Origin of the sequence: Rhodococcus sp. OK519 (assembly GCF_003051005.1) — a bacterium.
Lineage (GTDB): Bacteria > Actinomycetota > Actinomycetes > Mycobacteriales > Mycobacteriaceae > Prescottella.
Map to the genome: position 1 here is coordinate 219,284 of NZ_QAOW01000003.1, position 15,329 is coordinate 234,612.

A 15,329-nucleotide genomic window follows, 5' to 3' on the forward strand; every position below is an offset into this window, starting at 1 on the left:
CGTCGACGGAGCCGAAACCCTACTCGAGTGCGCCGATTGACGGAAATGCCCGTTCCGCCAGGTGGCAATGGGGACCGTGCCGTCCTACGGAACGCGTGATTGATGTGACACACGCCGCAATCAACGCTTCTGCCGTCGACCGATGTGGTCGCCGGCTGAAGGAGCGCAATGCAACCCCAAGACACGACGGATACGGAGCCCTCTCCGAAGGACTCTCGCCGTGCCCTGATCTCCAGCTTCCTGGGATCGACAGTCGAGTACTACGACTTCCTTCTCTACGGAGCAGCAGCGGGCCTGGTATTCCCGAAGCTCTTCTTCCCGGACTCGATGGATCCGGTCCTCGGATCCACCCTGTCGTTCGTCATCCTGCTGGCCGGCTACATCTCGCGGCCGATCGGTGGCGTCCTGTTCGGGCATTTCGGTGACAAGTTCGGCCGCAAGAACATCCTGGTCATCACCCTGCTGATGATGGGCATGGTGTCTGTCGCGATCGGCCTGATGCCGACCTACGCGACGATCGGCATCGCGGCTCCGCTGATCCTGGTGGCGCTGCGCGTCGTCCAGGGCCTCGCGGTCGGTGGCGAATGGGCCGGGGCGACGCTGATGGCCGCCGAACACGTCGGCGAAGGCAAGCGAGGCTTCGCCGCGTCCATCGCGGTCGCCGGTGGGCCCACCGGATCCGTCCTCGCGACGCTGGTGCTCGCCCTCTTCTCGGGACTGCCGGACGACGCCTTCTACAGCTGGGGCTGGCGAGTTCCGTTCCTGATGTCGGCGGTCCTCGTGATCGTGGGCCTGTTCATGCGCTACCGCGTCACCGAGTCCCCCGACTTCGCCCGGGCCCAGGCCGCCGGCGAGGTGGAAACCGGAACTCCGATCCTGCGCGTTCTCCGGAAGTACCCCGCGTCCACCGTGTACGGCATCCTGGCCGCCGCCGGACCACTCTTCATGCAGGCGATGCTCGCGGTCTGGATGGTGCCGCACATCGCCGCGCAGGGAACGATGCCGCGCCAGGACGCGCTGTACATGCTGACCTTCTCGAGCGTCCTGCACATCTTTGCAATTCCGTTCTTCGCGTGGCTCTCCGACAGGCACGGACGCCGCAAGGTCATGCTGGCCGGCGCGGCGGTGTCGATCGCTCTGGTGTTCCCGATGTTCCTGCTCTTCAACTCCGGCAGCTACTGGCTGGTGGCACTCGGCTTCATCGTGGGTAACCCGATCATCCAGGCGTCGATGTACGGCCCGATCGGCGCCTTCCTCGCCGAGAAGTTCGACACCGCGGACCGCTACACCGGTGTCTCGCTGACCTTCCAGGTCGGCTCCGTCCTCGGTGCGGGAACTGCGCCACTGGTCTGCAACTGGCTCTTCGGTCTCGGCAACGACGGCGGCACGAGCAACATCGCGTGGTACTTCATCGCCCTCACCGTCGCGTCCGGTGCGGCCGTGTTCCTGTCGAAGGAGACGCTGGCCAAGAAGCGTGCAGCGAAGGTCGACGCCGCCGGTGACGGCGAGAAGGATCTCGTCACGAACCGCTGACACGAGCGCGCCACAGTGAATGTGCGGTGCCACCTGTTTCGGGTGGCACCGCACTTCGCGTTCACGTGAATCGCCGACGCGATTGTGCCGTCAGCTCGTTCCGGCGAACTCCACGAGCGTGGAACCCCACCCGAGTGAACCGAATCGTGTTGTACCGCAGCCCGCCTCCGCAATCAGGGCGGACAGCTCTGCCTCGGTGCGTCGGCCCGATCCGTACAGGCACAGCTTGAGCAGGTCGTCCTCGGTCGCGTGATCGTCGGTGGTCTGCGGGTCGAGCAGGTCGGTGACGAGCACGACCCGACGAGCGGATGCACCGAGCGCACCGATCAGCAGACGTGCGTCGGGATCGGGATGTCCGTCGACCAGGTCGACCGCGACGACGAGATCGACCGAGTGCGCGAGAGGCGTGAATTCGCTGCGGTCGACCCGCTCGATTCGACCGCGTCGCGACTCCGCCACGTCGCCCGCGTTGCGCTCGTTCAACGCGGGCAGGCCCACGAGGGAGATCGCGAGATCGGGCCGCACCCGTGCGAGGGTGTCGGCATACACCCCGGCGCCCTCACCGTAGATCGCGACGGTGCGAACCCCGTCGAGATCCACCGAATCCGGTAGCGCCGGCGCGCGATAGACCGCACCCGCTGCTGCTTCCTCGTGAAAATCGTCCGCGAACCCAGGTTCGCGCTGTTTGTCGGCAAAGCTGTGACCGACGCCGGGCGCTCCGGTGCGAATCGTCTCGAGCAACCCCAGAAACGCCATGTCGAGCCGGGTGTGGACCTTCCCGAAGTGCAGAGCCTGGCTGGCGAACGTGTCCGGGTCGGCCAGGATCGACCCCATCTCGGTGAGCCCGACGCGCTCGCCGTCCACCGTCAGGAGATCCATCAGCGCGAGGTGGCGCACCAACTTCGCCGTGGCGGCCGGGTGCGTGCCGCACTCGGCCGCGATGTCCGCCGCCGTCGCGGCACCACCCTCGACCGCGGCGAACACCCCGACCGTGACCGCCGCCCGGATCACCAGGGGCGGCAACAGTTCCGACATCTCGTGCAGCCGTTCGTAGGCGTCGGGCACAGCCTCCGCCTCGATCCCCTGCGGCCTCCCGTCGGGGTGCACCACCTCGCGGTGCCGCCAGTACCCGGCGATCTCGACGAACTGCTTCGGTATCGCCCTGTCCTGCTTCGCCCACCGGCGTAGCGGCTTGATCGTCAGTGCCTCACCCGCGACCCACAGGTAGGGCTGCCCCGGCCGCCACTCGACCGCCTGAGTGGTCTCGACCAGACGCGACTCGCCGCCGTTCTCGGACCGGAACAGCCAGGTGATGTCCACCGGTGCCGCACACTTCAGTTCCTGACGATGCGACGGTTCCGCGACCTCGATGATCACCGTCGCGGGCAGATCCGCAGGCAGCATCTCGAGACAGCGGGCGATGGCGGGCAGGGCCGTCTGGTCGCCCGCGACGAGCATCCACTCGGCTTCCAGCGGCAGACTGGAGGAATGTTTGGGCCCGGCCATCAGGATCGTCTCCCCCGGACGCACTCGATACGCCCAGTCGGAAGCCAGTCCCCCCTCGTGCTCCGCGAAGTCGATCGCCATCTCGCGTGTTTCTGCGTCGTAGCTGCGGACGGTGTAGGTCCGGCTGTACTGGAACGATCCGGCCGGCCAGTCGACCGCACCGGTGTCGGTGTTCCGCGGCACGTCGAACGGCAATACGCCGGTCGTCGGATCCACCGGCAGGAGCTTGATGTCGTCGTCGAAGCCGTTGGTGCACACCGCGGGCAGCCGGACACCGTCACGAATGTGGCTGTCCATTGCCGGACCACCCACCGTCACGCGGCGCATGCCCGGGGTGACGTCCTCGACCCGGAGGACCTCCACCTCCCGGATGCAGATCGGAAACACCTCGACCTCACGGACGGTCGCTGCCATCGAAAAGCCCTCTCTCTAGTGACATTCGTCATTACACCCGGCTGGGCTCGTCGACGACGTGTGCGTGTTCGTCGAAGCGCCGCAGCCGCTTGAAGGTGACAGCCAGCACGACGGTCGCCACCAGGCCGGTGGCGCCGTAGACCGCGAGTGCCGCCTCGATCGGTACCAGTGCCGCGACGACACCGGCGGCGACAGCCCCCACCGATGCGCCTGCCGTGACCTGGGCCGACCACACACCCGCGATACGCGCGCCGTACTCCTCGGCGGTGTGCTTCTGGACGATCGAGTAGCGCAGGATGTCGGCGATCGCCTCGCCGAATCCGTGGGCCGCCAGACCGATCACGGTGACGGCGAGGGCTGCGGTCGCTCCGGCGCCGATGAGACCGGCCGCCGAGAGCAGCATGCCCACGAACACCGCTCGACCCGACCAGCGCACGGTGCCGGTCCATCCGCTGGTGAGGGAACCGAGCACGGCGCCCACCGCCGGCGCGGCGTAGAGCAGACCCGTCACCGATGCGCCGACACCCAGCACCTCGGCCGCGTACTCCGGGATCAGGACAGCCCACCCGGCGAGCAGCATCGTCACGAAGCCGCATACGAGCACGCCACCGATGACGCGCTGCGACGCCGCATAGCGGAATCCACTGGCGACCGCGCGCAGCGGTGACTCGCCGGCGGACCGCGGCGGCGGCAGCGACGGCAACCGGGTGATGCAGAACGTCGTGACCGCTGTGGTGATCGCGGCCAGGGCGAACGCGGATCCCACTCCACCCGAGGCGATCACGACGCCACCGAGCGCCGGCCCGATCATCGCGCCCAGATCGCCGGTGAGCGCCATGAGCGCGCCCGCCGCAGCCATCTTGCTGCGCGGCAACAAGGTCGGGGTGACAGACATCAGCACGGTAGCCGAGATGCCCCCGCAGACACCGTCGATGATCGCGGCGAGGTAGACCACCCACAGCTTCGGGTCGGGCAGGAAGGCGTTGGCCGCGAGAACCGCGAACGCGAGGCCCGCGCATCCCCGAGCGAGAGCGATCACCCGGCGCCGGTCGTACCGGTCGGCGAGGATTCCGCCCGCGAAGGTCGCACCGAACGTCGTGATCCCCAGCACCGTCGACACCGCCGCGACGTGCGCGGTGGACCCGGTGATCTCGTAGACCTGCAGCGGGACCGCGACGATGAGGAAGCCGAGTCCGAACAGCGACACCACACGCGCAGTGAAGATGTACCGGAATTCGCGACTGGTCCGCAGCGGGTCGAGGTCGAGGCTCAGCCTCTCCAGAAGTGCCACAGGCGGGTCACCGCGGGTCGAGCAGCGCGAACCACTGCTCGAGGTCGGGTTCTGCTGCGAGCGACACGAAGTCGACATCCGCTCCGGAATCGCGCCAGCGTTCCACGAGTGCCATCAGCCGCACCGAGTCCAGGCCCTGGTCCACCAGGCTCACCGAGAGGTCGATCTCGGCGACGTCCACATCCAGGATCTGTGCCGTGTCGGCGAGGATCGTGTCGCGGTCGAGTGACATGTTCTATCTCCCTTGTTTACTGAGGTCTGGGGTCGGTCTCTCCGGGTCACGGAAGCGCGGGTGCCGGCACGCCCAGCAGTGCCACCATCGCCCGCTGCCACGCGGACGCGATCGCGTCGAGGGTGGCGTCGTCCAGCACGCCGGACGCCGCGAACTCACAGTCCAGGATCGGCCCGTCCGCCGTGTCCTCGACGACGGCATCCACCTGCAGGACGTGGTCGAGCGGCGTCGTCGGATCCACCGATCCGCCCAGCGCCACACCCTCGGGTGCGCCGCTCCACGGTCCACCGGCGTTCTCTCCCAGCGTCATCCGGCCCAGGTAGTTGAACACGATCTGCGGACGCACGTATCCGGCGAACGGGTCCTCGTTCGCGAGACGTCGCAATACGCCGAAACCGATCCCGTTGTCCGGCACCGATCGGAGCGACCGCGCGGCGCGCTCACCCGCCTCGTTCGCGGGCGCGAGGCCGTCGAGCACCTCGGCGACGTCGATGCCGCCGAGATCGAACGCGACGGGATACATCGACGTGAACCAGCCGACCGTGCGGGCGACGTCCGCGCCGGGCACCACCTGTTCCTCGCGGCCGTGGCCCTCGAGTTCCACGCGAACCGTGGCGCCGCCGCGCACCGACGACACCGCGAGTGCCAGCGCCGCGAGCAGGGTTTCGTCGACGGCACCGCGGAGGGCTCGTTCCGTGATCGCCACCGGCAGCACACGCTTCACCGACCGGATCGCGGACACCGTGTCGAGCGCCGGGTCGAGCGTTCGGACGCCGAGCACCGGTTCCCCGATCTCGGTGGCGCGCCGCCAGTATTCCGCGGTGGCGCCGATCTGTTCCGAGGCCGCCGCGTCGACGAGGCCGCGCGTCCAGGCCCGGAAGGGCGTGCCGGCGTCGGGCAGTGCGACGGGTTCGCCGCGAAGCGCCTGCCCGACAGCGGTCGCGAGGTCGGGTACCACGATCCGCCACGAGACGCCGTCGACCACCAGGTGGTTGATCGCCACGAACACCCGGTCCTGACGTCCGGGGCCGAAGTCGAACCACACCACCTGCATCATCAGCCCGTCCTGTGGACGCAGTGTCGCGTAGGTGTTCTCCCGCTCGGCCGCGAACACCGCGCCCCACTCCTCGTCTGGGCACGAGGAGACGTCGACCCTGCGGACCACCGTCGAGACGTCCGGTACCTGTTCGGGCACCGACCATTTCACAGTGCCGTCCACTGCCGCGAACCGGGACCGCAGCATGGGATGCACTTCCAGGAGCCCCACGACCGCGGCCTCGAGCACCGCCACCGTGAGCCCGTCGGGCGCCACCAGCAGGCGCGCCTGCGAGAACCGGCCCAGGTCGGTACCCCAGTTCACTGCTTCCCAGACGATCGGTGTCGGCAGCACCTCGCCGGTCCCCGGTGTAGCGGCCAGGGCCGCCGCCGCCGCGTCGAACTCCGGCTGTGGCGCCTGCCCGCACACGGCGGCAATAGCCGCGACGGTGCGCAGTTCGAACACCTGCCGTGCGGTCAGGCGCAGGCCCGCCGCGCGGCATCGGGACACCAGTTGGATCGAGACGATCGAGTCGCCGCCGAGCGCGAAGAAGTCGTCGTCGATGCCGACCCGCTCGAGTCCGAGCACGTCGGCGACCACCGCAGCGAGCATCGCTTCGGTATCTGTCCGGGGCTCACCGGATCCCACCAGCGCGGCGAAGTCCGGTTCCGGCAACGACTTCCGATCGATCTTTCCGTTCACAGTGAGGGAGAACTCCGCGAGCACCAGCACGGCCGCGGGAACCATGTAGTCGGGCAGGCATTCCGCGACGGCGGTGCGCGCCGTCGCCGGATCGAGGTGTCCGTCGGGGGTGACGTAGCCGACCAGGCGCGTCACTCCGCGGGTGTCGGTGTGTGCGACGACGATCGCGTCCCGCACCCCGCGGACTCCGGCCAGCGCGGCCTCCACCTCGCCGAGTTCCACGCGGAATCCACGGATCTTCACCTGGTCGTCGCCGCGCCCCAGGAACTCGAGTGCCCCGGTGATGCCGCGCCGCACGGTGTCGCCCGTGCGGTACATCCGCTCTCCCGTGACGCCGAACGGATCGGCCACGAATCGTGCGCCGGTCAGATCCGGTCTGCCCAGGTAGCCGCGCGCCACTCCGGCCCCCGCGATGTACAACTCGCCGGTGCTGCCGGCCGGGACGGGTCGCAGCATCCGGTCCAGCACGTACGCGCGGCCACCGTGGACCGCCCGACCCAGGCACGGCTCGTCGGCCTCGGTGACCTGTCCGACGAGCGCGTCGACGGTGCACTCGGTGGGCCCGTACAGGTTGAACGCTCGCCCTTCGGTGAGCTCTCGCAGCCGACGCCACGATGCCGGGTTGACGGCCTCGCCGCCGAATCCGACGGTGGCGGGACGGTGTTCGCGATCGAAAAGACCGGCCGCCAGCATGCGGTCGAGAAACGACGGCGTCACCTCGAGGAAGTCGAGTCGGTGGTCGACGATGTAGTCGGTCATCGCGTCCGGGTCGCGCATGGTGTCCTCGTCGAACACGTGGACGGTGTGCCCGTCGAGCAGCCACAGCGTGGGCTGCCACGACGCGTCGAAGCTGAACGACCACGCGTGGCCGACGCCGATCGACTCCCGCCCGGTCGCCGTGACCGTGGGGCGGTACAGGTCGGCGCGGTGACTCTCGAAGAGGTTGAGCAGGTTCGAGTGGGTGACGGCGACGCCCTTCGGCAGGCCCGTCGAGCCGGACGTGTAGATGACGTACACGGTATGGCCGGGTCGCAGGACGGCGAGACGGTCCACGTCGGTGACGGGAGTGCCGGCCAGAGTCCTCAGCACCGCTTCGACACTCGGGTCGTCGAGCACGACGACGGCGGTGCCCCGCAGGACGGGTTCGAGTACCGCATGCGCCGTGCTGTCGGTGACGACGACGGCCGGTGTCGAGTCGGCGACCATGTGCGCCAGCCGGTCCGCTGGATACGACGGGTCAATCGGGACGTACGTGCCACCCGCGGCGATCACCGCGGCGATCGCCACCACCATCTGCTCCGAACGCGGCAGCGCCAGGCCGACAACGGTGTCGGGGCCCACGCCGGACCCGATCAGCAGGCGTGCCAGGCGCGACGAGGCGGCACCGAGTTCTGCGAATGTCAGGCGGTCGTCACCGAACACGACCGCATCGGCGTCCGGTGACGTCGCGACCCGCACGGCGAGCAGGTCCGCCATCGTGGCGCACCCCGTTGCGGGCGCCGGCGCGGTGGCGGCCCAGTCGCCCACCAGCAGCGCCCGTTCCTCGCCCGAGAGCAGGTCCACGGCCGCAACGGTCGTGGCGTCCGGCGCGGACAGTTGCTCGAGGACCCGGACCAGACGCTGCCCGAGGGCGTCGACGTCGATCTCGCTGAACAGCGCCCGCTGGAATTCGAGCGTGAGAGCCAGTTCGTCGTCGAGTGCCGCGACGAGGACGAGCGGGAAGTTCGTGGCGTCGTGGCCGCGGACGTCGCTCACCTCGAGCCCTCCGGATTGCTGCGCGCGAGCCAGGGCGTCGGTGTCGATCGGGTAGCTCTCGAACACCAACAGGGTGTCGAACAGTTCGCCGATCCCGACGCGGCGCTGGATGTCGGCGAGGCCCACGTACTGGTCGTCGAGGACGCTGTTCTGCAGAGCCTGTGCGCGACGGAGGAATTCGTCGATGGGCTCACCGGGTTGCAGGCTCACTCGCACCGGGACGGTGTTGATGAACAGGCCGATCATCGTCTCGATGCCGGCCACCTGGGGGACGCGCCCGGACACGACGGCGCCGAAGACGACATCGTCGCGGTCCAGCCGGTGACCGAGCAGCAGCCCCCACGCCGCCTGGACGACGGTGTTGACGGTGACGCCGAGTTCCCGGCTGCGGCGCTGCAGCTTCGCGGCCAATCCAGCCGGCACCGTGATCGCATGCTCCCCGGGCAGGTCCGCCCGCAGCGACGACCCGGCGGGCGCGAGCAGGGTCGGTTCGACGACCCCGCTCAACAGGTGGCTCCATCGCTGCAGGGCCGCGTCGGTGTTCTGCTCGGACAGCCACGCCAGGTAATCGGTGAACGGGCGAGCAGGGGCCAGCGCGGCGAGGTCCGCGTCGGCGCCGTAGAGCGTGAACAACTCCCGCATCACGAGCGGTGACGACCAGCCGTCGAGCAGGAGATGATGCGCCGCGAACACGAGTCGGTGCCGGTTCGGTGCGAGGCGGATCAGGGTGAATCGCAGCAGCGGCGCCGCACCGATGTCGAAACGGGTGATCCGGTCCTGCGCAACGATCTCGGCGCTGCGTTCGCGCTCCACGTCATCCGTGACGCCGGTGAGATCGACCTCAGTCCAGAGCAGTTCCGGGTCGGTGAGCACGACACCCATCGGGTCCCCGGCCGCGGTGGCGCGGAATCCGGTGCGCAGCGTCGCGTGCCGAGCCAGCAGGGCACGGGCGCTGCGCCGCATGACGTCGACGTCGAGATCGCCGCCCAGGTCCAGGACGGTCTGCATCGCGTAGACGTCGCTGTCCGAGTCGAGTTCGGCGAGGAAGAACAGGCCCCGCTGCAGCGGGGTCAGTGGTACGACGTCCTCGATCGGGCCCACTTCAGCTGCGAGGGAGAGCAGTTCCGGATAGTCGAAGCCTCGGTAGGTCAGGTCCGACGCGGTCCTGCCTCCCGTCGCCGCTGACGGCGTGTGCCGGGCGAGGGCCCCGAGGGCGTCGACCCAGCGGTCCGCGATCCGTGCCACCGTGTCGTGGTCCAGAATCTCGGCGGCAGCGGTGAACTCGCAGACCAGTTCGGGACCGTCGATGCCGTCCTCGGTCACCGCGTTCACATCGAGGATGTGCTCGAGCGGGGTCGCCGGATCGACGGCGCCACCGAGTGCACCCTCCTCCGGGGCTGCAGACCACGCGCCACCCGACTCCTCACCCAGGGTCAGCCTGCCGAGGTAGTTGAACATGACGTCGGGGGCCCGGTATCGATCGAGCCGGCCGGTCGCGTCACCGAGTCGTCGCAGTATTCCGAAACCGATGCCGCTGTCCGGGATTCGCCGCAGGCCGTCCTTGACCCGGGCGAGAGCAGTACCGGCGGCGGCGTCCCCGGACAGCGCGCCGGCCACGTCGATACCGCTGAGGTCGAGGACCGCCGGGTACAGCGACGTGAACCATCCGACGGTGCGCGACAGATCGGCGCCCGGCACCACGTGTTCCTCGCGTCCGTGGCCCTCGAGGTGCACGCGCACGTGTTCGCCGCCGCGCTCCGCGGCGATCGCGAGGCCCAGTGCGGTCAGCAGCACGTCGGCGACGCCCGCACGGTAGGCGGCGGGCGCCGTCGTGAGCAGACGCTCGGTGACGCGAGCCGGAACCCGGACTTCGACGGAGCGGGCGGATGCGACGGTGTCGCGCGCCGGATCGAGATCGCGCGCGCCGAGGGCAGGCTCCTCCTCGCCGGACAATTCCCGCCACATCGGCAGCGAATCGAGTATTCGCTTCGATCCGGCTGCCGACTCGAGTCCGACGGCCCAGTCCCGGAACGATGTTCCGGTCTCGTCGAGGGCGACGGTTGCGCCGCGCACTGCCTGTTCGACGGCCGACGCCAGGTCCGGCACCAGGATTCGCCACGACACGCCGTCGACCACCAGGTGGTGTACGGCGATGAAGACACGCCCCGGACGTGCGGGGCCGAAGTCGAACCACACCGCCTGCAGCATCACGCCCGCATCGGGACACAGCGCCGCGTAGGCCTTCTCGCGTTCCGCTGCGAAAGTCTCGGACCATGATTCTTCGGTGACCGGCACTCGGCGCACCAGATTGTCGGCGCTCGGGACCTGCTCCGGGACAGTCCACTCCGGGACCGCGCCGGTGACGATGAACAGGGATCGCAGCATGTGATGGGTGGTGAGCAGAGCGGTCACCGCCGCCCGCAACGCGTCCTCGGTGATCGAGTCGGGAGCGACCAGCAACCTGGACTGGGCGAACCGGTCGAGCGGCGCGCCGTGGGAGACGGTGTCCCACACGATCGGTGTCGGCGGCACCTGACCGGTCGCCGCAACGACGGTCCGCGACTCGCTCACCGGAATGTCCGGGGTGTCGTGTGCGGCGGCGAGGGCCGCGACGGTCCGCAGTTCGAACACCTGACGCGCAGTGATCCGGAGGTCGACCGCGCGAGCCCTGCTGACGAGTTGGATCGAGACGATCGAATCGCCGCCGAGGGTGAAGAAGTCGTCGTCGATGCCCACCCGTTCGAGATCGAGCACCTCGGCGACCACGGCGGCCAGGGCGGTCTCCGTCTCGGTGCGGGGCTCACCGGAGCCCACCAGCGCAGCGAAGTCCGGTTCCGGCAGCGCCCTCCGATCGACCTTGCCGTTCGCGGTCAGCGGGAACCGGGGCAGCGGCACGATCACCGCGGGGACCATGTAGTCGGGCAGGCGCTCGCCCACCTCCGCGCGCACCGAGAGCGGGTCGGCCCCGCCTGCGACATACCCCACCAATCGGGTCACGCCGCGCCCATCGGTGTGTGCGACGACGACGGCCTCTCGCACACCGGACACCTCCGTGAGTACCGACTCGATCTCCCCGAGTTCGACGCGGTAGCCGCGGATCTTCACCTGGTCATCGGCTCGGCCCGCGAACTCGAGTGCGCCATCGGAGGTCCACCGCACGACGTCGCCGGTGCGATACATGCGCTCCCCCGCGGCGCCGAACGGGTCTGCGACGAAACGTGATCCGGTGATCTCGGGCCGGTCGTGGTAGCCGCGCACCACGCCTGCGCCGGCCACGTACAGCTCACCGGCGACACCCGGTGGAGCATGCCGCAGCCAGCGATCGAGGACGTACACGCGGGTGCCGGGAATAGGCCTGCCGATCACGACGGCCGCGCCGCCGATCCGAGCGAACGTCGCATCGACGGTGCATTCGGTGGGGCCGTAGCAGTTGAAGGCCGCGACACCACGGGCGCCTGCGGCATCGAGCCTGTCCCACAGTGCCTGCGACACAGCCTCCCCGCCCACCGTGAGTTGGGCCGGGACGTGTTCGGTGGACTCGAGCAATCCGGCGTCGAGTAGTTGGTTCATCAGCACCGGCACGCAGTCGACGTAGTCGATCCGATGGGCGCGGACGTAGTCGACGATGTAGCCGACGTCGGCGCGCCGGTCCTCGGCGAGCACGTGCAGGGTGTGGCCGTCGAACAGCCAGGTAAGTGCGGCGACCGCGGAATCGAACGCGAAGGGATACGTCAGCAGTACCCGGCGCGGGCGACCGGACACCACCGGCATCATCGTCTCCCGCTGCGCGGCATGCAGATCAGAGAGGTTGGCGTGGGTGACGACGACACCCTTGGGCAGACCGGTGGACCCGGACGTGTAGATGACATAGGCGGCGTTGTCCGGTCGCAGCGGCGCGAGTCGGTCCGTGTCCGTGACCGGCGCCGGATCGAGTCCCGCCAGTTCCGCGCGCACGCCGGGGTCGTCGAGCACCAGAACCTCGGTCGGCGCGAGCACATCGTCCAACGACTCTGCGACCGCCGCCGTCGTCACGACGACGGTCGGGCGGGCATCGGCGACCATGTGCGTCAACCGATCCGTCGGGTACGACGGATCGAGCGGTAGGTACGCGCCCCCCGCGGCGAGCACCGCGGCGACCGCCTCCACCGTCGACGCCGAGCGCGGTAGGGCCAGCCCCACCCGAACATCGGGTCCGACGCCGCGGCCGATCAGCAACCGTGCCAGTCGTGCCGAGCTTGCGGCCAGTTCACCGAACGTGCGCTGCTCGTCGTCGCAGATCACCGCGGGCAGCGCGGGATCGTGCCCGGAGAGCAGATCGACAACCGGCACGGCCGAGGTCGCGGCCGGCGTCGTCGACCACGCGTCCAGCGCCCGCATTTCGGTTTCCGGTAGCAGGGAGAGTGCGGCGATCCGCCCGGCGGGATTGCCCGCGAGCGCACCGAGCGTCGCGACCAGCCGCCGGCCCAGCGCCTCGACGTCGCTCGCGCGGAACAGTGAAGGGCGGTAGTCGAGTTTGACGACCAAGCGATCCGCGACGCCCGCGGTGAGCACGAGCGGATAGTTCGTGGCATCCACCGCGTCGACACCTGCGATCCCGACACCGCCTGCGCGCTGCGCGCGTTCGAGCGCGTCGCGGTCCACGGGGTACGACTCGAAGATCGTCAGGGTGTCGAACAGTTCGCCCAGTCCGGTCTCGCGCTGCACCTCGGCCAGACCCAGGTACTGATGGTCGAGGGTGCGTGACTGATCCGTCTGCACGCGGCGCAGCATGTCGGCCACGGTCGCGGCTGGGTCGAGACGAACCCGGACCGGCACGGTGTTGATGAACAGGCCCACCATCGATTCCACGCCCGGCAGATCCGCAGGACGGCCCGACACCGTTGCGCCGAACACGATGTCGTCACGGCCGACCAGACCCGCCAGAAGCAGGGCCCATCCGGTCTGCAGCACGGTGTTGAGCGTGACACCGCAGTCTCGCGCCAGCCCCGTCAACTGTTCGGTGAGGTCGGCGGAGACGTCGACGTCGATCGCGGTGGTGCCCTGCGTGTCACGCGTCGTTCCGGGCGGGGCGACGAGCGTCGGCTCGGACAGCCCTGCGAGCGATTCACGCCAGAGGGCTCGCGCCGTGTCGTGATCCTGGCGTCCCAGCCACGACAGGTAGTCACGGTAGGGCCGGACGCTCGGCAGCGCCGCGGCACTGCCACCGGCCGCGTAGATCTCGAGCAGTTCGCGCACCAGGATCGGTGTGGACCAGCCGTCGACGACGGTATGGTGCGCGGTCAGCAGCAGGCGCACGTCGTGGTCGGCGACTCGGATCAGCGCCCAGCGGACCAGCGGTGGTGCAGTGAGGTCGAACCACGTGTGCAGGTCCGCGTCGAGCAGGTCCGCAAGATCGCGTTCCGCATCGGTCGATCCTCGTAGATCCACACTGCGCCAGAGCACCTCGATGTCCTTGACGACCAGGCCGGCGACGCGCCCGTCCTTGCGGGGACGAAAGCACGTACGCAGCGCCGCGTGCCGGTCCAGCAACGCCTGCGCCGAACGGTGCAGACGCTGCTCGTCGACGTCGCCGGTCAGTCGCAGCACCGACTGCACGGTGTACGCATCCGGCTCCTCCTGCGGCGCACCACGCTCCTCGACGATGGGAGCCGCGACTGTACTCAGGTAGTGCAGACCCTGCTGCAGGGGCGACAGCGGGACGACGTCTTCGAGCTTGGACATGCAGTCGGTCTACTTCCGGTCGAGAGGGGTACCGGTACGAGCACGGCCCCCGCGCAGGGGCGTCGGGGGCCGTGCTCGAGCCGGGGTGTTACTGCTTGGCCGCGGGCAGCGCTCCGAGACCCTCGTCGATCGAATCGAGGGCGAGTAGCGCAGTCTGATGCGTTGCGGCCTGGGCGTGCTTGACCTGAACGATGTTCCCGGCCTTCACAGCGGGCAAGTTCTGCCACAGCGGCGACGCGATCAGTTCCTGCATCTCCGGCGTGACGGATCCGTCGAGCTCGACCCCGTAGACGATGACGTCGGCGCCACTGAGCTTGTCGGAAATCCTCTCGAACGCAACGTACTCGGAGTGTCCGTCCTCCGGGTTGTCGGTCTGGCCGGGGAACTGCAGACCGAGATCGTCGAACAGGTTCGTGACGTACGAGGACTTGTACTCGCGGACGAACTCACCCGGGTCGGGGAAACACACGCTGCACACACCAGCGAACGTCAGTCCGCCGAGCTTGTCCTGGTACTTCTTCGAAATCTCTTGGGTCCGTGCGTCGTACTGGTCGATGAACGCACCGTACGAATCGGAAACGTTCGCGGCATCCGCGAACTGCTCACCGAGTGTGCGCCAGTCCGCCGGTGTCGTGGGGCCGAGGAACACGACCGGTGCCAGTGCCTGCAGCTTGCCCATGTCGACCTGCGACTGGGCGCGAGACGGTACACCGAGGATGATCAGGTCCGGCTTGGCCGCCGTGACCGCCTCGTAGTTCAGTTCGCTGATCGAGCCGTCGGGACCGACCTTCGGAAGGGCGTCGTACGCCTTCTTGGTGTCGGCGTCCATGTTGTCGTCCTCGCGGCCCCACTCACAGATGCCGGAGAGATTGGCGCCGGACTGGATCAGCGGCAGCACTGCGTAACCGCAGGCAACGATGCTCTGGGGATCGCTCGGGATTTCGATCGTGCCGTTCTGCGCCTCGAACGTGCGGGTCGTGGCAGCAGCGGTGGCCTCGTCCGATCCCTTGTCGTCGTCGCTGCCACACGCCACCAGTCCAGCGCTCAGCAGCGCGGCGGCGCCGACCACGGCTGCCCGGCGGGCCCAGCCCATGTTCACCTGCATGCGAGTGTCTCCCCTAGATTTCATCGTTCGATGC

General features: G+C 69.0%; 6 protein-coding genes. 1 reads left to right on the forward strand and 5 read right to left on the reverse strand.

What is annotated here, in order from left to right; all coding sequences use genetic code 11:
• Positions 1–168: 168 nt before the first annotated feature.
• Complete coding sequence (locus tag C8K36_RS11105) at positions 169–1,533, forward strand: MFS transporter (RefSeq protein WP_107984536.1); 1,365 nt, start codon at positions 169–171, stop codon at positions 1,531–1,533.
• A 90-nt stretch (positions 1,534–1,623) separates the two neighbouring features.
• On the opposite strand, the gene C8K36_RS11110 is transcribed toward C8K36_RS11105, so the two are convergent.
• From C8K36_RS11110 to C8K36_RS11130, 5 genes are all read right to left on the reverse strand, one after another.
• Positions 1,624–3,453, reverse strand: coding sequence for a siderophore-interacting protein (locus C8K36_RS11110; protein ID WP_107984537.1), 1,830 nt, complete (start codon positions 3,451–3,453; stop codon positions 1,624–1,626).
• 31 nt (positions 3,454–3,484) lie between these two features.
• Complete coding sequence (entS, locus tag C8K36_RS11115) at positions 3,485–4,744, reverse strand: enterobactin transporter EntS (protein ID WP_107984538.1); 1,260 nt, start codon at positions 4,742–4,744, stop codon at positions 3,485–3,487.
• 7 nt (positions 4,745–4,751) lie between these two features.
• Positions 4,752–4,976 carry a phosphopantetheine-binding protein gene (locus tag C8K36_RS11120; RefSeq protein WP_107984539.1) on the reverse strand — a complete coding sequence of 75 codons (225 nt, stop codon included), beginning with the start codon at positions 4,974–4,976 and terminating at the stop codon, positions 4,752–4,754.
• Positions 4,977–5,022: 46 nt separating this feature from the next.
• The gene (locus C8K36_RS11125) at positions 5,023–14,190 is read right to left on the reverse strand and encodes a non-ribosomal peptide synthetase (protein ID WP_107984540.1); all 9,168 of its coding nucleotides are present in this window, start codon (positions 14,188–14,190) and stop codon (positions 5,023–5,025) included.
• 88 nt (positions 14,191–14,278) lie between these two features.
• Complete coding sequence (locus C8K36_RS11130) at positions 14,279–15,295, reverse strand: ABC transporter substrate-binding protein (RefSeq protein ID WP_107984541.1); 1,017 nt, start codon at positions 15,293–15,295, stop codon at positions 14,279–14,281.
• Positions 15,296–15,329: the final 34 nt, after the last annotated feature.